Here is a 20,312-nt window from a genome sequence, read left to right as displayed (position 1 = left end):
CTATCTTAGTAAGTAGAAGGAGAGTTATAATGGGTAAATATTTTGGAACAGATGGTGTTAGAGGAATTGCAAATAAGGAACTAACGCCAGAATTAGCATTTAAATTAGGCCGCTTTGGTGGATATGTATTAAGTCAGCATGAAGATTCTACACGCCGTCCAAGAGTATTAGTTGGTCGTGATACACGTATTTCAGGTCAATTACTAGAGCAAGCTTTGATTTCAGGTCTTTTGTCTGTTGGGATCGAAGTATTTCAGCTAGGTGTTATTTCAACGCCAGGAGTTGCTTACTTAACAAGATTGCAAAAAGCATCAGCTGGTGTCATGATTTCAGCATCACACAATCCTGCAGAAGATAATGGCATCAAGTTTTTTGGTTCAGATGGATTTAAATTAGTGGATGATCAAGAACTTGAAATTGAAGCATTATTAGATACAGAAGACGACAATTTACCTAGACCTTCAGCCGAAGGTCTAGGTACGCTAGATGAATTTCCAGAAGGATTATTAAAATATTCTCAATTCTTAGTACAAACAATTCCTGGTGATTTATCTGGGTTAACGGTTTGTATCGATGCTGCAAATGGCGCAACAGCAACTTCTGTAAATCGTTTGTTTGCAGATTTAGAAACAGATTTTTACACAATGGGCACAAGCCCAAATGGATTGAATATCAATGACGGAGTAGGCTCTACTCATCCTGAGAAATTAGCTGAAATGGTCGTTGAAAAAGGTGCTGATGTGGGTCTGGCTTTTGATGGTGATGGCGATCGAATTATTGCGGTCGATGAATTAGGGAATATTGTTGATGGAGATAAGATCATGTTTATCTGCGCAAAATATCTTGCTGAAAAGAACCGTTTGAAAAAAGATACGATCGTTACAACTGTCATGAGTAATTTAGGTTTCAGAAAAGCGGTAGAAGCGGCTGGAATGAAAGATGTGATCACGCAAGTTGGTGACCGTTATGTCGTTGAAGAAATGCGTAAAAATGATTACAATTTTGGCGGAGAACAATCAGGACATATGATTTTCTTGGATTACAATACAACAGGTGACGGAATGCTTTCAGGTATTCAGTTATTGAATGTAATGAAACAAACAGGGAAAAAATTGTCTGTATTAGCTTCCGAGTTGACTGTTTATCCACAAAAATTAGTGAATATTCGCGTAACTGACAAACACGGTGCGATGGACGTTCCTGCAATCAAAGAAGTTGTTGAATTAATGGAGGCAGAAATGAATGGCGATGGGCGCATTTTAGTTCGTCCTTCTGGGACAGAGCCTTTATTACGTGTGATGGCTGAGGCACCAACGCAAGAAAAAGTTGATTATTACGTAGATAGAATCGCAGATGTCGTGAAAGCTGAGATCGGCATAGGTTAGTAAAAATGTATAGAATAACCTGTATGCATGAGAACATGTGGCAGGTTATTTTTCTGATTTTATAAAGGACGAATATTCATTGCTATTTCTTGATGATTGTTCGATATTATTATTGACAGAATAAACAGAAAAAGGTACTATGTTTGAGAATTGATAGGGAAATAATCGATATTCAACCTATTTTTTCTGAAAAAATAATGTATGGAAATAGTTAGAGAGGAGTAATCAGATGGGAAGCTATTTAGTTTTACAAACAGATTTTGGCCTTGGCGACGGAGCAGTGAGTGCGATGTATGGTGTCGCCCATATGGTAAGTGATGAAATCATCATTGGCGATTTGACCCATGAAATTCCTCCGTATGATATTTGGGCGGCATCATATCGTCTATATCAAACAGTAAAATACTGGCCCAAAGGAACAGTTTTTGTTTCTGTTGTCGATCCAGGTGTGGGGAGTACCAGACGAAGTATCGTAGCGAAGACAAAGTCCGGACATTATATTATTACACCGGACAATGGATCTTTAACGCACATTTCCCATTATCAAGGAATTGAAGAGATTCGTTCGATTGACGAAGTAACAAGCCGTTTGCCTCATTCAGAAGAAAGTCACACATTTCATGGCAGGGATATTTATGCTTATAATGGAGCACGTTTGGCTAGTGGTGAAATTTCGTTTGAAGAACTAGGAAGTATTGTTGGTATTGATTCAATCGAACTATTGCCATTGATTGAAGCGAAGCGTGATGAACATATTTTGGAAGGTAGTATTGATGTTTTAGATATTCGATTTGGTTCTCTGTGGACAAATATTCCGTTGGCATTTATGAAGGAAGAAAAAATTGTACATGATGATCAGCTACAGGTAACGATTTATCATAAAGGGAAAAAAGTCTACCAAAATATTATGAAATTTGCTAAATCTTTTGCAGATGTGAATGTTGGTGAACCCTTAGTTTATGTAAATTCATTGGTAAATATTGGTGTAGCAGTCAATCAAGACTCATTTTCTAAACTGTATCATATTGGTACAGGAACAGATTGGACGATCCAATTAAGAAAAGCACCGAAGATCATTTTTGAATAGGAGTGGGGATATGAAAAAAGATTTTTCAGTAAAAACAATTGTAGCAATTGGTATTGGGTCAGCGGTATTTGTTATTTTAGGTCGTTTTGTAGTAATTCCAACAGGATTTCCTAACACAAATTTAGAAACGGCGTATCCATTTTTAGCATTGATTTCTGTTATTTTTGGACCTGTTGCAGGTGGCTTAATCGGTTTGATTGGTCATACTCTAAAAGACTTTACAACGTATGGCAGCGCATGGTGGAGTTGGATCATTTGTTCTGGTATTATAGGAGTTGTCTATGGTTTAGCGGGGAGAAAGATCGATCTTCAACATGGCGAATTCAATAAAAAAGACATTATTTATTTTAATATTTATCAAGTAATTGGAAATGCCGTAGTTTGGGGTTTGATTGCACCGACATTAGACGTATTGATTTATAGCGAACCCGCTAGTAAAGTCTATACACAAGGTGTGATCGCTGTTGTATTAAATATTATTGCAGTCGGCATCATTGGTACGTTATTGATGGCAGCTTATGCCGCAACGCGAACTAAAAAAGGTAGTTTAACAAAAGACTGATTATGTAGTAAAATGAAATTAGCACAAATATAGTTTCTGAAATAAAATTAAGGGCGAGAAAAAGCAAGCTTGATTTCAAAGCTTAACAGCCTTTTCTTGTCCTTTTTTACATAGAATGAGGGAGCGTCATCGATGAAAAAACCACTGATAACTTTTGACAATTTTACATTTCAATATCATAGTCAGGCTGAACCTACATTACATAATATTGATTTAACGATTTATGAAGGAGAAAAAGTCTTGATCGTAGGACCAAGTGGCAGTGGTAAGTCAACCTTTGCCCAGTGTATCAATGGATTGATTCCGTATAGTTATGAAGGGGAAATAACTGGAAATGTAATGATCGGCGACAAAGAATTAACAAAGACCAGCCTGTTTGATTTATCTTTTGATGTTGGAACGGTTTTACAAGATACAGATGGTCAATTTATCGGGTTAACAGTGGGAGAAGATGTTGCATTTGCTTTAGAAAATGACGAAGTACCGCAAAATAAGATGAAAAAAGAGGTCGATAATTGGACTAAAATCGTTGGATTGAATGATTTTTTACAACATCGACCACAAGATCTGTCTGGCGGCCAAAAGCAGCGAGTATCGATGGCTGGTGTGTTGATTGATGAAGCACCCATCTTATTATTTGATGAGCCGCTAGCTAATCTTGACCCCAAAGCTGGCAAAGAAACAATCGCTTTGATTGAAGAAATCCATCAAAAGACAAAAACAACTATTTTGATTATTGAGCATCGCTTAGAGGATGTTTTATATCGTTCAGTTGATCGTGTGATCGTTTTTAATGATGGAAGAGTTGTTGCAGATTTACCTACAAATGATCTACTAAAAACGAATATATTAACAGAGCAAGGCATTCGAGAACCTCTTTATATCACAGCGATGAAGTATGCTGGCGTGGATTTAGAAACAGTTGAGTATTTAGATGATATTGAAAAGGTCCAAGCACCTAACTTGAAGGAACAAATGGAAAAATGGATGAAAAAACAATCCCAAACGTCAGAGCAAGAACCACTGCAGCCTTTATTGAAACTTGAAAATATTACTTACCAATATAACCGAAATGATCGATCTGTTTTAAACGATGTTTCCGTTACATTCAATCGTGGAGAGATGCTGAGCATTGTTGGGAAAAATGGTGCTGGTAAATCTACTTTAAGTAAAGCTATATGTGGATTTGTGACGCCGCAATCAGGTAAAATGAGTTGGTTAGGACAAGACTTTACTCAATTTTCTATTAAAGAACGAGCAGATAAGATTGGTTTTGTTATGCAAAACCCGAATCAAATGATTTCAAAAAAAATGATAGTTGAAGAGGTTTCCTTAGGTTTGATCTTGAAAGGGATGCCAGAAGCAGAAATTAATGAACGTGTTGAACATGTTTTGAAAATCTGCGGCCTACATTCATTTCGCCATTGGCCAATTTCGGCGCTTAGTTTTGGTCAAAAGAAAAGAGTCACGATTGCGGCAATTTTAGTTCTGGAACCTGAAATGATTATTTTAGATGAACCAACAGCAGGTCAGGATTTTAAGCATTATACTGAAATGATGACATTTTTAGAAAAACTAAATGAATTGGGTGTAACGATCGCAATGATCACTCATGACATGCATCTTATGTTGGAATATACAGATCGAGCAATCGTTTTGTATGATGGAAAAATCATCGCGGATACAACACCAGTTAACGTTTTGACTGATTCTCAATTAGTGGAACGAGCGTCTTTGAAAGAGACAAGCTTATTTACTTTTGCACAACATTTAGGAATGGACGAGCCATTTTTATTTACAGAGAACTTCATGACCTATGATCAGGAGGTGCGTTTGAAATGAATGAACATCAAATGTTAGGTTATATTCCTGATAATACAGTGATTCATAAATTGAATGGAACAGCTAAATTAATTTTTTTGATACTGTTATCTGTTGCGTGTATGACAACGTATGATACCCGTTTTTTGATTGGTATGACAGTATTTTCGCTGGTTTTATTTAAGCTATCGAATATTAAGTGGCACCAGATTTCATTTGTTGTAAAATTTATTTTTGTGTTTTCATTGCTGAATATTATCGCGGTTTATCTATTTGCCCCAGAATATGGTGTGGAATTATACCAGTCTAGAACGGTTATTTGGGAAGGAATAGGTCGTTTTACAGTAACACAAGAGCAATTATTTTATGAATTCAATTTAGTTTTAAAATATTTTTGCACGATTCCGTTAGTGCTGATTTTTCTGTTGACGACGAATCCAAGTGAGTTTGCGTCTAGTTTAAATCGGATCGGTGTTAGCTATAAAATCAGTTATGCCGTAGCTTTGGCGATTCGTTATATTCCAGATATTCAAGAAGATTTTGTCAATATCTCTTTAGCACAGCAAGCACGTGGGTTTGAAATGTCTAAGAAGGGGAAACTGACACAAAGATTGAAAGGAACAGCCCAAATTGTTTTTCCTTTGATCCTTTCTAGCTTAGATCGAATTGAAATAATCAGTACTGCGATGGAGCTACGTCGCTTCGGGGAAAAAAAGAAAAGAACTTGGTACGCTCAGCAGCCATTTCATCGCTTTGATTTTCTTGTTATTGGATTGGCAATTTTATTGACTATTTTGAGTTTTGCTTTATTTAAAGTCAATGGTGGCAGATTTTATAATCCGTTTAATTAATACATTTTAAGCTTGCTAAAACTTTTAGTAAGCTTTTTTATTGTCTTTTTTTATGACTAGACCAATTTAGTTTTTGTATAAAAGTGTTGACATATATATTTGGTGTATTGTATTATTAATGCAGTTTCTGTTTGATATTTCAAAAAGGAGGATAGTTAGACCAATAAAGGATAGCGCCAGGCCTGAGTGTTCAGGTGACGAGGAAAGAGCTTATCGAAAGATTCGGCGGATAGCTCTAGGGACTGCACTCTACAAGCTGGAAAGAAAAAATAATTGTAAAATTATAACAAAAATCCAACTACGCAGAATAGAAACCTATGATGAAGAATCAAGAAAATAGAATGTACTGATAATAAAAAATACGCAGTCTTTTTTACAAAAATAGCTGGAGGTTCATTTTTTATTGCTCAACTTCTTTTTTCTCGAACAAAGACCTAAGACAATTGAGAAAGTAGGAAAAGAATAGTATGTGTGGAATAGTAGGAATTATTGGAAAAGAGAATGCAACAGATATTTTAGTCCAAGGATTAGAAAAACTGGAATATAGAGGATATGATTCAGCTGGCATTTTCGTAACAGGGAAAAATAAGGAAGATCATTTAGTAAAATCACTAGGAAGAATTGCTGATTTACAGAGTAAAATTAGCTCAGAAGTTCAAGGTACAGTTGGAATTGGTCATACACGTTGGGCAACCCATGGAAAACCAAGTGAAAGAAATGCCCATCCTCATACATCGAGTAACCAACAGTTTATTTTAGTTCACAATGGTGTGATCGAAAATTTTGAAGAAATAAAACAGGAATTTCTTCAAAATAAGCAACTAGAAGGTGAAACTGATACAGAAATCGTGGTTCATTTGATCGAGTGTTTTGCAGAAGCTGGAATGGCAACAAAAGAAGCCTTCAAAAAAGCATTGACAGTGATCAAAGGTTCGTATGCTTTCGCTTTGATTGATAAAAATGATCCAGATACTATTTATGTTGCTAAAAATAAAAGTCCATTACTGATTGGGTTAGGAGACACTTTTAATGTAATCTGCAGTGACGCGATGGCAATGCTTGCTGAAACAAATCATTTTGTTGAAATCGCTGACGGTGAAATGGTTATTGTAAAAGCAGATAAGATAGAAATCGAAGATGAAAAAGGCAATCTAGTTTATCGTGAGTCATATGAAGCGCAATTAGATTTAAGTGACATCGAAAAAGGGACATATCCGTATTATATGCTAAAAGAAATCGATGACCAACCAACCGTTATGCGTCGAATTATTCAGGAATATACGAATACAGTAGGCGATGCTGTGATCGATGACAAAATCATCGGAAAAATAACTGGCAGTGATCGTATCTATGTCGTCGCTTGCGGAACTAGTTATAATGCTGGCTGGGTTGGCAAAGCGATTCTTGAAAAAATGACGAAGATACCAGTTGAAGTTCATCTTTCAAGCGAATTTGGTTATAATATGCCGTTATTATCAGAAAAACCATTTTTCATTTTCTTAAGTCAAAGTGGAGAAACAGCTGATAGCCGTCAAGTATTGGTGCAGACAAATGAACTTGGTTTGCCATCACTGACACTAACGAATGTTGCCGGCTCTACTTTATCCAGAGAAGCCGACTATACATTACTACTTCATGCTGGACCAGAAATTGCCGTGGCTTCAACAAAAGCTTATACTGCGCAAATCGCTGTTTTAGCAGTTCTTGCCAAAGCTGTGGGCGATAAAAAAGGCAATCAGTCATCTTTAGAATTTGATATCGCTCATGAGTTAAGTGTAATTGCAGCAGTTATGGAAACGATCATTGATGAAAAAATGGTTATCAGTCAGCTAGTAGAAGACTATTTATCAACAACGAGAAATGCTTTTTATATCGGGCGTGGTGTGGATTACTATGTATCGATGGAAGCGTCATTGAAATTAAAAGAAATTTCATATATTCAAGCTGAAGGTTTCGCGGCTGGAGAGTTAAAACATGGCACAATAGCATTGATTGAAGATGGGACACCTGTTTTCGGTATAATTACAGATCAAAAAACTGCGGCACATACACGTGGGAATTTAAAAGAAGTTGAAAGTCGTGGGGCTCATAATTTTGTGATCGCCTTGGCATCTTTAGCTAAAGAGACGGATCAATTGATCATACCTGATGTACATCCATTACTAACTCCTTTAGTTAGTATCATCCCAACACAATTGATCGCTTACTTTGCGACATTACAAAGAGGCTATGATGTAGATAAACCACGTAATTTAGCTAAGAGTGTTACGGTTGAATAAGAATTAAAGAAGAGGTTGCTTCTGCTCCCCCACCGTTTATTCGAACTCCTTGAAGCTGAGATATAACTTTAATAGTTAAGTCTCAGCTTCTTTTTCTATTTTAGTGGTATTCTAACAAAAAACGTTGTTCCGCTCTTTTTGTCACTACTGACATCTAAACCAAAATGATGTCGTTCCGCAATTTCTTTAGCAATTGCTAAACCTAACCCAGTGCCATCCAATTGTTCTTTTGAACGAGCCTGATGGAAACGTTGAAAGATTTTTTTTTGTTCTTCTTGAGAGATGTACGAGCCAGGATTATGAATACTAATGATCATGTTGTCTGTTTCTACTTTAGACTGAACTGAAATGATAGCATTTTTTGGCGAAAATTTAAGCGCATTTTCGATCAAAATAACAAAAAGTTGGCGAATCCTGCCATAATCTCCATTAACAATAATAGGTTGCTCTACCGAAGTATGCAATTGTAATTGCTGTTCTTTTTCTGATGATTTTAAACGAAGACTTCTTAAACTATCGGATAAAATATCATTGATCGAAACAGATTCCATTGTGATAGTAAACTCGGAATTTTCTAGTCTGGATAATTCTAGCAAATCATTGATCAACCGTTCTAAAACAATAGATTCAGCTAAAAGTTGTTGATAATATTGCTCGATTTTTTCTGGCTGATCAATCAAACCGTCATTCAATGATTCCAGTGAACCTCGAATCACCGTTACGGGTGTTCGTAATTCGTGAGAAATCGTGGATAGGAAATTTTTTTGAGCTTGTTCACGATTTTCCCGCTGGAACTTTGCTTTAGCAAGACGGTTCTTTAAAATCGTTAACTTTTCTCCCAGCTGGCCTATTTCATCATTGGTATCGATGTTTAGTGATTCATCATAATTTTCGATAACAAGTTCTTCAGTGAAGTGACTCATTTTGTTGATCGGAGCTATAAATTTTTTCGATAAAAGAATGGATAATAAAAGTCCAATGATCCAAGCAATCAAAATACTGATAAATAGTAATAAAAACCCTTGTTTTTCTTCTTTATGAACACTGGAAATCGCTGAATGAAGTAAAACAACAGCGAGAACAGCGCCATTGTTATTTTTAATTGGTACACCTACCGTAACAGTTGGTTCCCCAATAACGTTGCTGAATGCATCGCTGGTGGCAGTTTTACCAGTATAAACTTTCTTGATTACATCTCGAGCATTATCAGGTAATTCACCGTACTCTTTGCTGTGCATACCATGACCTACAGTGATTGTATCAGCATTTTCATCAACGATCCAAATATCATCCATTGCAAATTGATCCATAAATTTAAGGAAGGAAGAATAACCCATACCCATTTTCATAGAGGAGCCAGAGCCCATCATACCGTGCATAGAAGAACTGCTATCGTTCGTTGTTTCTTCTTCTGTAAAATAATCATTTAAAGTTTCTGCGATAACCGTCGCACGTCGAGTCATTTCTTCAGTATGGATAGTAACTGTTTGTTTGGAGAATAACGTGCTAAATGCAATACCAATCACTACTGAAAAGAGTAACAACGTAAGTGAAAAGTAAAGGATGAGTTTTCTAGTTAGTTTATTTTTCATTTTTCCCCTCAAATTTATACCCTTGGCCCCAAACCGTGGCGATTTCCCAGTTTGGATGAGCGACTTCGTCTAATTTTGCCCGCAATCGTTTGATATGAGTGTCTACAGTTCTGGCATCACCGAAATAATCGATGCCCCATAGACTATCCAATAAGTTATCTCTTGAAAATACTTTTTCCCGATTCGCTAAGAGTAACCATAGAAGTTCTAATTCTCTTTTTGTTAACATGATTTCTTGTTGTGCGATGATAACTTTCTTTTCTTCTAAGTAGACGATCAAGTTATCATAAGTCAGTTGCTCCATCGTAAATTGATTTTCTTCTGTGCGTTCGATTCTTCTTAGAATTGCTCGAATCCGTGCCATAACTTCACTTGGGGAAAAGGGCTTAACAATATAATCATCCGCGCCGATATCTAACCCCATGATTCGATGGTAGTCTTCACCTTTGGCAGTGACCATGATGATTGGGACATTGGATGTTTCCCGGATCTTTTTACAAACGTCGAATCCATCAAGTTTTGGAAGCATAACATCTAATAAAATCAGCTCGATTGAATGGCTAAAAAATGTGTCAAGCGCAGTCTGTCCATCAGAAGCTACGATCGGAGAAAATCCTTCTTTTAAAACATATTCTTTTAAAACTTCTGTAATTTGTAAATGATCATCCACGATCAAAATATTTTTCATGAAATATCCTCCTAGTTACTCCTTTTATTATAGTCAATAATTGCCTATTTTGGGAATTTATTTTCGACACATATTTGACACAATTATTCATTAAACTAAAGGAAAGGTGTTAGCTATATGTTATCTAGTTCCATGAACTAGTCATTTAAGAAAAAGATAAAAATTGAATGAGACAAAAAGCATCTCAGTTATTTTTACTTATTTTCTGGCAGAGCTATGCTAGCTCGCTTCACGTTTAAATTTAGGAGGAATTAAGAAATGAAGAAGATAATTAGCGGATTACTTGTAGTAGTGTTTGTAGGAGGTCTAGGTTTTGTTACCGTTAGTGAGGCTGTTAAAAGTCCAAATCTTGACCAAATGAATAGGTTCGAAATGGGACATAAATGGCGTCAAGATACTAGGAATGATAAACCAACTGAACTAGAACGAAAATTGAAGACAGACGAATTAACAAAAAAAGAGGGGAATGAAATTCAAAAAAATCAAGAGGAATCAAATGATTATACGTATTGTAGAAGAGAAAATTTTCGTAGAAACCATATGGGAGGAGTGAGACAAAGCCGTCATGGCAGAATGAACAATTCTTGTTGGCAAAATGGTGAAAAAGCTGAATAAAAAAAATATTCCCCCATCGGAAAGATGGAGGGAACACAAATCAAATTACACACAACCATAAAATACCACACTTCCTCATAATTCTCAACAATTTCGGTTTTTATTTAAAAAAATGAGAAATTTTTTAGGAGTAAAACATGCTTTATTCAATATATTATGGTTTTTGTCAGTTAATCGCCAAGAAACTCAGAAAAATGAATAAAAAACATTGCTCACTTGAAGCGAGCAATGTTTTTTTTGATGATTTTATAAAACTCTTACAGCAAAATCAGGAGCATAAGATGCCACTGTTGCGACTTGTACCACATCTCCAGGAACAGGTGCATGAATGTATGAACCATCACCAGTTGAGATCCCTACATGATATGTTCCACCATGACTACCCCAAAAAACTAAATCACCAGCTTGAGCTTCACCAACCGAAATTGTAGCACCAGCCGTTTCTTGGTCAACGGTTGTTCGACCTATAGAACGTCCGGCAGAAGCAAAAGCGACTTGAACTAAACCAGAGCAATCAAATGCGTCAGGACCAGCAGCACCATAAACGTATGGTTTGCCTAAATGCGTTTTTGCAGCGGTGACAATAGCAGAACGTACATCTGTTTGTTTTGCTTGCTCCGTTTTTTGTTTGTTTACCTGAGCTATTTTTTCTGATAACTGAGTTTCTTGTTTAGTTGCTTCGGACTCTTGTTTTGAAATGGTTTTGGTATCTAATTTTAGAGTGACTTGTTTTTGTTTTAATTCTGTCAATTGCTCTTTTTTATCGTCTGTTGAACCTTCTTTGACCGTTAGCGGTGAAACGTGTGCCGCAAGTGTTAGGGATATGTCATCATTAGGTTCAGATGCTTCAGAAATCGTCCCGATGGATTCGATTTTCTCTAACTGATCAAGGTCGATTTGGATTTTTTGAATTTTTTTCTCTATGCTAGAAAGTTGATTATTTTTCTCGGCTTTTTGTTCGGAAATGCGCTGTTTCGTTTCTTTTAATTGCGATAATTTTTGTGAATATTCGGTAATAAATTTCTCTTGAGTAGTTGCTTCTGTTGAAGTTGCAAAGGCATGGTCACTTAGCAGTAAACCTGTTGAAAGCGTTAAACAGCCGAGAAATAATTTAGTTATGAATTTATTTTTTTTCAAAAAAACTCTCCTTAAGTATTCAAATTTTCTCTGGTAATTCGTTGAGATTGCTTAAAATATAGAGTTGCTATTTTAAGGCCAGTTAACATTTAAACATAGGGAAAGCAAAAAGTCTGTAAAAGGTAGGTTAAATGTTTATTTCTTGGTTTACAAAAAAGGTACTTTTATTTCAAAATGCTAGTTAGTTGTAATAAAAGTGCGATTAGATTTCAATAACATACATTTTTTAATTTTATGACGCTAAAGTTCAATGTTCTTGTGGTCGGTAATTAACGTGCTATTCTTATTGACTATCTTTTTTCCTGATTTTGATTTAAAATAGTTCATAAAGTCAATGAGTATAATAGCTGGAAAATAGGAGGTAGGGCAATGAAAAAAGAAACAGTCTTTGAGATCACACATCAATCGATTTTAGAAACAGCTAAGGCGCTTTTTTTGGCAAACGGGTATAAAAATACGTCTACTCGCGACATTGCGAAAGCTGTAAATATCACACAGCCAGCCTTGTACTATCATTTTTCCAATAAAGAAGTTTTGTTTATTGAAATAAATAAACAAATTGGCAAGCAGCTGAAACATGAGATAGAGCAAATACAAAATGAGACTGACTCGCTTGAAAACCAACTGATCAACTGTACTAATGCATTGTTGAATGTCTATCATAGAGATATTTTTTCTTTTATTCATCAAAGTGCAGCTGAAATGGAGCAAGAAAACAAACAACAATTGTTTTATATACTGAATGATTATTATTTAAAACCATTACAAGCCATTTTTGAAACAAGCCAAACACAGTTAAACAGCAAAGTGTCATCGAAAAAAGCAGCTCAGTTTTATCTTATGAGTTTGTCGTTATTGTTTTCAACGGTTCACCAACTTTCTACAGAAAAAGAGCGTTCAGAACAGATTACTGAATTGATGGACATGGTTTTGCACGGCGTTATTTCTTAAAGAATTAAATTGTTTTTTATCATGTGATAAAAAATATTGTTTAATTCTTTTTTTCATGGTAAAATTTTATCAATCGATAAAAAATGTTTGTTTTTTTAAGCATTTTTTTATCAAGTGATAAAAAAGAGGTGGAATCAATGTTTTTAGGTTTAGAAGAGATGAAGTATTTTAAGCTTAGGTATACATTAGTAATTGGTGTTATTGTATTGGTTGCTTATGTGGCTTTTATGTTGTCAGGTCTAGCAAATGGGCTTGCCCAAGGGGTGAGACAAGGTGTCGATCAATGGGATGCGACGAGTATTGTGTTATCTGAAGATGCGAATAAGAGTTTAAATGCTTCAAGTTTGGTTATGGATGATTTAAATCAGGTGGAAGCAAAACAAAAAGAACCACTTGGGCAATACGCCGGTGCATTAAATAAAGTCGGCCAAAACAAAGAGGCGGATAAAATCAATATTTCCCTTTTTGGTGTGACTGAAAATAGTTCAATCAAACCTAAATTAGTTGAAGGACGATATTTTAAAAAATCAGGCGAAATAATTATTCCGCAAAACTTAGTGGATAAAGGAATCAAGCTAGGAGATATCGTAAAAATCGGAAAACTAGATAAAGAGTTGAAAGTTGTTGGTATTACGAAACAAAACAGCTTTAGTATTGTACCGCTGATTTATACATCGTTAGATCAATGGCAAGAGCTTAAATTTGGCAAAACCATCGAAGGAAATAAAGCGCCAATCAATGGAATAGTTGTCCGCTCTACTAAAACAAATGACATTAAGTTGAAAGATACAGATGATCATTTGGCAAAATATGAAATTGAAGCCTTTATTGAAAAATTACCTGGTTACAGCGAGCAAAATCTCACGCTGAATGCGATGATCTATTTCTTGTTTGTGATCACTGCTGCGATCATTGGGATTTTTATCTATGTGATGACCTTACAAAAAACAAGCTTATTCGGAGTAATGAAAGCGCAAGGAATCTCAAACGGGTATATTATTAAATCAATCATTGCTCAAACCTTTATTTTAGGTGTGATCGGTGTCTTGATCGGTGTAGTCTTGACCTTATTGACAAATCTTGTTTTACCATCTGCTATGCCGTTTGAACTAGATAGTATGAATCTCCTGATTTATAGTGTAGTGTTGATCATTGTTGCTGTATTGGGCGGGGTTTTCTCGATCCGCACAGTGACTCATGTTGATCCGATGAAAGCGATAGGAGGGTAAAAAATGACTGATATTTTATTAATGAATGACATCCGTAAAACCTTTGGTACAGGTCATGCAAAAGTTGAAGCATTAAAAGGAATCAATTTAAAGGTTAAAGCAGGAGAGTTTGTCAGTATCATTGGCCCTTCTGGTTCAGGTAAAAGTACTTTTTTAACAATTGCAGGAGGCTTGCAAACACCTACATCTGGGACTATTAAGATCAACGGCAAAGATTTTACACATCTAAAGGAAAAAGAGCGTTCAAAATTACGTTTTGAAGAAATTGGTTTTATTTTACAATCATCCAATTTGATCCCTTTTTTGACTGTGGAGAATCAGTTTACTTTAGTTGATAAAATCGAAAAGAAAAAAACAGAGAAACAACGTATCAACGAGTTATTATCTTCTTTAGATATCGCCGATTTACTTCATAAATTTCCAAGAGATTTATCTGGCGGAGAACGCCAGCGAGTGGCGATTGCTCGTGCATTGTTCAATGAACCAAGTTTGATTTTAGCGGATGAACCAACTGCTAGTTTAGATACAGAACATGCGTATGAAGTTGTAAAGATTTTAGCAAAAGAAGCGCATGAAAAACAAAAAGCAACGATCATGGTTACTCATGATCCGAGAATGATCGAGTGGAGCGATAATGTTTATCGGATTGAAGATGGTGAGTTAACAAAAGAGTGATAAAAAATAAAAGAAGAGGTTGAGGCATAAGTTTTTAACTCCGAATAAGCTAATACATCGCTTTGTTTCGTAGAAATTTCAAGCTTATTTCCGAAACCTTCAAATCTGAGTGTTTTAGCACTTAGAATTAGATGTGATTGAAATAAAGTTTTGGTTCCATCGTTTATCAGGATTCCATGTGACTGTGATATGACTCATAGAGTTATGTTTCAGTCACTTCTTTTTAATTTTAAGTATGATAAAATTCGATTTTGGGTTATGATGATAGTGGAGAAAAGTAAATGGTTGGATATACATATGCTTGGTATAAGAAAAAAATAAAACAGCAGAAAGTGAGGCAGTACAATGGATAATAGAGTGGAAGTAATGACATTTTCACAATTAAAGAAGCTTGTGGAAGAACTTGAAACAAATAATTCAATCCATGATAATACGAAAGTATTTATTGATACCGGGTGGGATAGTGTTCAAGAAGTTGAGCCAAACGCTTTTCATGTAGAAGAGGTTGTTGAATTTAAAGTACAAGATGAGTTGACAAAAGATTTCTATGTTGGGTATACATTGACAGAAAAAGCGGAACGGATGCAGGCACAAGGTCAAGCAGAAACCGCTGTTATTATTAGGAATTTATATTAAACGTACGTTGATTTTTTCGTGCATCAAATTTCAAGTAAAGTTTTTCCTTTTTATAGGATACTCACTATTTCTTTTTTTGATATGATGTTATATCATGGGAAATAATCATTAGGAAGGTGGTGTTTCTTTTGACAAATAAAATTCCATTTCCAAAGAACTATGAGCGGTTTATTGAGTTGGGACAAGAAGCAATAAAAAATAATCATTTAATTGAAGCGGTTGATTATTATGAGCAAGCTTATGCCATCAGACAAGATTTTCCATTGAATTTAGTGCTAGTAAATATGTATTTAGAAACAGGTGAAAACGAGCAAGCATTATCATTAGCTTCAGAAATGAAAGAAAAGTATTTTGCTTACTTAGATCATATGGAGACGTATATCCAAATTTTGATCCAAAATCATATGTTTATTCAAGCACATAGTATTATTAATGAACGAATTTTGATGGAGCAAAGCGGAGAAATGAGAAAGTTGATTTCTTTGAAGAAAAAGATCCGTCATCTTGAATTGATGTATCAGCAGTTTGAAGTTGGAAAAATCAAAGAATTAAAGGACGAGTTAGATCATTTAAATAAGCACAATTACTATGAGCAAATGGCGATAGTAAAAAAAGCGGGACAGCTACCTCAAGATGAATTTATTGTGATTGGAAAAAAATTTTTATTAGATGAGCGAGTACATAATTTGGTTCGTTCGTGGATACTTGAAGAACTTGTAAGACTTCACGTTAAAGAAGAAGTTGAATTTTTGTGGAGAGATAACAAAAAGTATACCGTCGTTCCAGCTTCTGTGGGTACACCATTGGATAGTGCAGCGTACCAAAGAATCTTATTATTTTTAGAAAAAGAATTGATCAACGACGATCCTATTTTACTTGTAGATATAATGGAAGAAATTCGGCTACATTTTGCGCTACTTTATCCTTTGGCAGATGAAATCATTAAAGATCCAAGGTTGTGGGCCGTGAGTTATGTTATTTCTTATAACCATTCTATTGCACAAAAGTATCAGGTAGATGAAGAACGCTTAGAAATTGAAAAAATCCAGAAGATTCAAAGCCAGATCCGCTTTGAACTAGAAAAGATGGTTTTATAGAGATGAAAAGAGTAAAGGGCTGAAAAAGTCCTTTACTCTTTTTTAGATACGAATAAGCTATATGTTTATTTTTTAGTTGTATGATTAATAAATAATAGCAATAGAAACGAGAGTAGGAAATATAAAAGAATACATCCTTGAATAAAAGTGATGATTAAAAATAAGAGCGGATAATCGATCATCGTAAATTGATTAAGATAACGATTAAAAATAAATTCTGTGAGAGCTAAAAGAAGTGAAATAACTAATAGCCTTGTATGATGCTGACTCAATACAATTCACTACCTAACGATAATATTTACTAAAAAGCTATAATAACATAAAAAAAAGGTGGTTTTTATCAAGTTTTATATGGAATCGATAGATAAATGAGAAAATATGAATATTGTTTATAATTTAAATCTTATTGTTAAGAAGATTTTGGAATAAATAAAAAACACTGCTTATTTGTAGTGTTTAGGTGAGAGACTCTTGTTTATGGCAACATCTGATTTTAAATTATGCTATAATTCTACATGTAGCAGTAAATCGATGGTCCAAAAAATGACGCGCCCTGAGGGAATCGAACCCCCGTCTCAAGAACCGGAATCTTACGTGATATCCACTACACTAAGGGCGCAAGCACGTTTACTAGTTTAGCTGATATTTCGATAAATTACAAGGGGGAGGACAAAAATAATGAAATTTGAACAACATCTATCACAACAACAAAAACAAGTTCAAAAACTTGCAATGACGCAACAATTGCAACAATCGATCCAGATTTTACAATACAATTCAGAAGAACTTTTTGCATACATAGAAGCTAAGTCGTTAGAAAATCCTTTGATCGACATTCAAACTGAGACCAACTACGGAGATTTTCCAAGTTCTGGCAGCCGAACTTATACAAATGAAGAAAACAACTACTTAAATCAAATTCCTGATAACCACACGTCACTTTTTGAATATTTGATTGATCAAATCCACTTAAATTATCGCGATACTTATCTACGAACGCTGGTTTTATTTTTAGTTGAATATATTGATTTAAATGGTTATTTGATGATCGACCTAGATGAAGCTGCTTTAAAAACAGGAGCAAAAGCAATCGAAATGCTAGATGCTTTGACGTTGATTCAGCAATTAGATCCAGCAGGTGTTGGCGCAAGAGATTTGCGGGAATGCTTGTTGCTGCAGGTAGAGCGTGACGATACAGCACCAGAATTAGCCTATATTGTAATTGAAGAAGAATTTGATCATTTGGCTAATCGCAAGTGGGGATTGATTGCTAAAAAATTTGATGTAGAGTTATCAGAGATTCAAACGATTTTTGATTACATTCAGACATTGACCCCGGCGCCAGGAAGTATTTTTGAATCCACTTCTGGATTGTATATACGTCCAGATTTAACATTACGAATCAAAGAGAACCAACTAAAGGTTCTTTCAAATAAAACAGGCACTCCGACGATTCAGTTCCAACAAGCCTACTTTGAACGAATGGAAGCAACAGAGGATAAGGAAGTGCAAGAGTACATCAAGGAAAAGAAAAATGAATTTGAATGGCTAGAGAAAACGATCATCCAACGTGGTGATACTATTTTAAGAGTCGGCACAGAAATCGTTCAACGCCAACAGCAATTCTTTTTTCAAGAAGACCGCCCGCTAAAACCGATGACCTTAAAAGAAATTGCAGAATCATTGAATATCCATGAATCAACCGTCAGCCGAGCAGTCAATGGCAAATATTTAGAAACAGAATTTGGTGTTTTTGAGCTTCGTTCATTTTTTTCTAATGGCTTGTCTAATGAAGCCACAGGAGAAGAAACCTCAACAAATAGCATCAAAAAACAACTACAAGCTTTAGTTGATAATGAAAATAAAGCAAAACCTCTCTCTGATCAAAAATTGGTAGACTTGTTAAAGGAACAAGAAATCGAAATTTCCCGTCGTACCGTAACCAAGTATCGAGAGGCTTTGGGAATCCCTGCTTCGTCTAAACGAAAGAGATATGATGATTAAATTTAAGTAGCGAAGAAGAGCCGTCAAGTGGGCTCTTCCTTTTTTTATTTTCTAACCAATGGAAAAAGGACTGTTTCTTTGATTGTATCGCTATCAGTAAGAACCATCAATAACCGCTCAATACTAAAACCCCAACCAGATATCGGTGGTAGACCATATTCCATCGCCAACAGATAATCTTCATCCATTTCCATTGATTCTGTATCACCATGTGCTCTTAGCTGTGCTTGTTGTAACAATCTTTCTCGTTGTTCTATCGGATCGACTAATTCAGAATAACCATTGATGATTTCTGCCCCATTTACGATCAATTGAAAGCGGTCAGTTAAGGCTGGATCTTGATCATTAGACCGAGCTAATGGTGATAAATCAATAGGATGCTGAATCAAAAATGTTGGTTTTACAATATGAGGACGGCTGATTTTTTTATAAAGTAAATCAATTAAATTACCGCGACCTAAAGAATGAATATCTTCATGTTTTAAGTGAATCCCTTTTTTTACAATTTCTTCGTATAGCTCTTTTGCTTGTGGAAACTGATCGATATCAATTCCTGTATCCTTCAACAAAAGTTGCCTGAACGAAACGATCGCCCAATCTTCGGCGAAATTGACGGCTGACTGACCAATTTTTATCGTTGCTGTATGGAAAACATTCTCTAGTACATGTAAAATCAATTCCCGCATCAACACCATAGAATCTTGGTAATTCCAGTAAGCAGCGTACCCTTCAACCATGGTAAATTCTTGTAAATGTTGAGGGCTGATCCCTTCATTTCTAAAACTTTTAGCAAATTCAAAAATCTTAGTGAAACCACCGACAATCAATCGTTTTAAATAAGTCTCCGGTGCAATCCTCAAATTAAGTTCAATATCTAAGGCATTGTGATGTGTATGAAATGGTTTGGCAATCGCTCCCGATGATGTATTTTGGAGAATAGGTGTTTCTACTTCTAGAAAGTTTTTAGCTTCTAAAAAATAACGAATTTGTCGAATGAGTTGAATTCGTAAAAGCATTTGTTCTTTTGTTACTTCTGTCATCAATAAATCCAGATAACGTTGCCGATAGCGCGTTTCAATATCAGTTAAGCCGTGCCATTTCTCTGGAAGTGGACGAAGAGCCTTACCTAAAAATTGATAGTCTGTTGCTCGTAGTGTCTTTTCTCCCGAATTTGTTGTATACATAGAACCATGCACACCAATGAAATCTCCGATATCAATAGTTGTTCGAAATTGGTTTAAACTCGTTTCACCTAATTCTTGTTCTGTTAGTAAGACTTGAAAACGACCGTTTACATCAGCTAAGTGAACAAAAATCAATTTGCTGAATTTTCGCATAGTGAGAATTCTTCCAGCAACCTTAATGTTTTGAGTTCCATCGTCAAGTGACGCTAATTCAGAGAGCTCATGATTTATTTTATAGCTTTCGGGATAGATTTCTACCTGTTGTTCTTGTAATTTGTTTCGTTTTTCTTGGCGTCTGTTCATTTGTTCGTTTGTCATAATACCATTCACTCTCCTAAAATATTTTGCACAAAAACAAAAAAACTTCCACCGCTCAAGAGAATATCTCTTGAGGGCGAAAGTTTCATTCATCGCGTTACCACCTCAGTTTGTTACTGCATCACTACAGTAACCTCTTCGGGTACAGTTATTTATACCCTATCTCTATAACGGGAGATCCCGTAGCAGTATCATCAACAA

17 protein-coding genes, 1 tRNA gene and 1 other annotated feature (1 of these 19 cut by a window edge) are annotated in these 20,312 nt (G+C 35.4%); of the genes, 13 read left to right on the top strand and 5 right to left on the bottom strand.

Going from position 1 to position 20,312, the window contains the following annotated elements; translation table 11 throughout:
* Nucleotides 1-29 precede the first annotated feature (29 nt).
* The 6 genes from glmM to glmS all read left to right on the top strand — a co-directional run bounded on the left by glmM (nt 30) and on the right by glmS (nt 7,985).
* Nucleotides 30-1,385 carry a phosphoglucosamine mutase gene (gene glmM, locus BCR21_RS09120; RefSeq protein WP_069646159.1) on the top strand — a complete coding sequence of 452 codons (1,356 nt, stop codon included), beginning with the start codon at nt 30-32 and terminating at the stop codon, nt 1,383-1,385.
* A gap of 229 nt (nt 1,386-1,614) precedes the next feature.
* Nucleotides 1,615-2,472 (top strand): SAM hydrolase/SAM-dependent halogenase family protein, encoded by an 858-nt coding sequence (locus BCR21_RS09115; protein ID WP_069646158.1) that lies wholly within the window; start codon nt 1,615-1,617, stop codon nt 2,470-2,472.
* A gap of 10 nt (nt 2,473-2,482) precedes the next feature.
* Nucleotides 2,483-3,034 (top strand): ECF-type riboflavin transporter substrate-binding protein, encoded by a 552-nt coding sequence (locus tag BCR21_RS09110; RefSeq protein WP_069646157.1) that lies wholly within the window; start codon nt 2,483-2,485, stop codon nt 3,032-3,034.
* A gap of 132 nt (nt 3,035-3,166) precedes the next feature.
* Nucleotides 3,167-4,876, top strand: a complete 1,710-nt coding sequence (locus BCR21_RS09105) for an ABC transporter ATP-binding protein (protein WP_069646156.1) — start codon at nt 3,167-3,169, stop codon at nt 4,874-4,876.
* A complete protein-coding gene (locus tag BCR21_RS09100; protein WP_069646155.1) occupies nt 4,873-5,706 on the top strand; it encodes an energy-coupling factor transporter transmembrane component T family protein in 834 nt (277 codons plus the stop codon). The genes BCR21_RS09105 and BCR21_RS09100 overlap by 4 nt, the downstream gene beginning before the upstream one ends.
* Before the next feature lie 467 nt (nt 5,707-6,173).
* Nucleotides 6,174-7,985: a glutamine--fructose-6-phosphate transaminase (isomerizing) gene (gene glmS, locus BCR21_RS09090; RefSeq protein WP_069646153.1), complete on the top strand. Its 1,812-nt coding sequence runs from the start codon at nt 6,174-6,176 to the stop codon at nt 7,983-7,985.
* Between the two features lie 95 nt (nt 7,986-8,080).
* Here the strand turns inward: glmS and BCR21_RS09085 are convergent, their stop codons facing one another.
* Both BCR21_RS09085 and BCR21_RS09080 read right to left on the bottom strand, forming a co-directional pair.
* On the bottom strand, nt 8,081-9,577 hold the full coding sequence (locus tag BCR21_RS09085) for a sensor histidine kinase (RefSeq protein ID WP_069646152.1): 1,497 nt from the start codon (nt 9,575-9,577) through the stop codon (nt 8,081-8,083).
* Nucleotides 9,567-10,265: a response regulator transcription factor gene (locus tag BCR21_RS09080; RefSeq protein ID WP_069646151.1), complete on the bottom strand. Its 699-nt coding sequence runs from the start codon at nt 10,263-10,265 to the stop codon at nt 9,567-9,569. The genes BCR21_RS09085 and BCR21_RS09080 overlap by 11 nt, the downstream gene beginning before the upstream one ends.
* A gap of 258 nt (nt 10,266-10,523) precedes the next feature.
* On the opposite strand from BCR21_RS09080, the gene BCR21_RS09075 reads away from it, so the two are divergent.
* A complete protein-coding gene (locus BCR21_RS09075; RefSeq protein WP_069646150.1) occupies nt 10,524-10,880 on the top strand; it encodes a hypothetical protein in 357 nt (118 codons plus the stop codon).
* Between the two features lie 246 nt (nt 10,881-11,126).
* Here the strand turns inward: BCR21_RS09075 and BCR21_RS09070 are convergent, their stop codons facing one another.
* Complete coding sequence (locus tag BCR21_RS09070; RefSeq protein WP_069646149.1) at nt 11,127-12,017, bottom strand: C40 family peptidase; 891 nt, start codon at nt 12,015-12,017, stop codon at nt 11,127-11,129.
* 369 nt (nt 12,018-12,386) lie between these two features.
* On the opposite strand from BCR21_RS09070, the gene BCR21_RS09065 reads away from it, so the two are divergent.
* The 5 genes from BCR21_RS09065 (at nt 12,387) to BCR21_RS09045 (ending at nt 16,605) form a co-directional block, all read left to right on the top strand.
* Nucleotides 12,387-12,968, top strand: coding sequence for a TetR/AcrR family transcriptional regulator (locus BCR21_RS09065; protein ID WP_069646148.1), 582 nt, complete (start codon nt 12,387-12,389; stop codon nt 12,966-12,968).
* 137 nt (nt 12,969-13,105) lie between these two features.
* Nucleotides 13,106-14,197 carry an ABC transporter permease gene (locus BCR21_RS09060; protein ID WP_069646147.1) on the top strand — a complete coding sequence of 364 codons (1,092 nt, stop codon included), beginning with the start codon at nt 13,106-13,108 and terminating at the stop codon, nt 14,195-14,197.
* A 3-nt stretch (nt 14,198-14,200) separates the two neighbouring features.
* On the top strand, nt 14,201-14,872 hold the full coding sequence (locus BCR21_RS09055) for an ABC transporter ATP-binding protein (RefSeq protein ID WP_069646146.1): 672 nt from the start codon (nt 14,201-14,203) through the stop codon (nt 14,870-14,872).
* A 345-nt stretch (nt 14,873-15,217) separates the two neighbouring features.
* Entirely contained in the window at nt 15,218-15,508 is a 291-nt protein-coding gene (locus tag BCR21_RS09050; RefSeq protein ID WP_069646145.1) for a hypothetical protein, read from the top strand.
* A gap of 119 nt (nt 15,509-15,627) precedes the next feature.
* On the top strand, nt 15,628-16,605 hold the full coding sequence (locus BCR21_RS09045) for a tetratricopeptide repeat protein (protein ID WP_240488083.1): 978 nt from the start codon (nt 15,628-15,630) through the stop codon (nt 16,603-16,605).
* 547 nt (nt 16,606-17,152) lie between these two features.
* Here BCR21_RS09045 and BCR21_RS09040 read toward each other — a convergent pair.
* Nucleotides 17,153-17,224: transfer RNA gene (locus BCR21_RS09040), tRNA-Arg, on the bottom strand.
* 59 nt (nt 17,225-17,283) lie between these two features.
* Here BCR21_RS09040 and rpoN point away from each other — a divergent pair.
* Nucleotides 17,284-18,609, top strand: coding sequence for an RNA polymerase factor sigma-54 (rpoN, locus tag BCR21_RS09035; RefSeq protein WP_069646143.1), 1,326 nt, complete (start codon nt 17,284-17,286; stop codon nt 18,607-18,609).
* A gap of 44 nt (nt 18,610-18,653) precedes the next feature.
* Here rpoN and lysS read toward each other — a convergent pair whose 3' ends face one another.
* Complete coding sequence (gene lysS, locus BCR21_RS09030; RefSeq protein WP_069646142.1) at nt 18,654-20,111, bottom strand: lysine--tRNA ligase; 1,458 nt, start codon at nt 20,109-20,111, stop codon at nt 18,654-18,656.
* A 69-nt stretch (nt 20,112-20,180) separates the two neighbouring features.
* Nucleotides 20,181-20,312, bottom strand: a binding site (T-box leader); it runs 118 nt beyond the window's last position.

The organism is Enterococcus ureasiticus, assembly GCF_001730285.1.
Classification (GTDB): Bacteria; Bacillota; Bacilli; order Lactobacillales; family Enterococcaceae; genus Enterococcus_L; species Enterococcus_L ureasiticus.
This window is presented reverse-complemented; position numbering and strand designations above follow the sequence as displayed.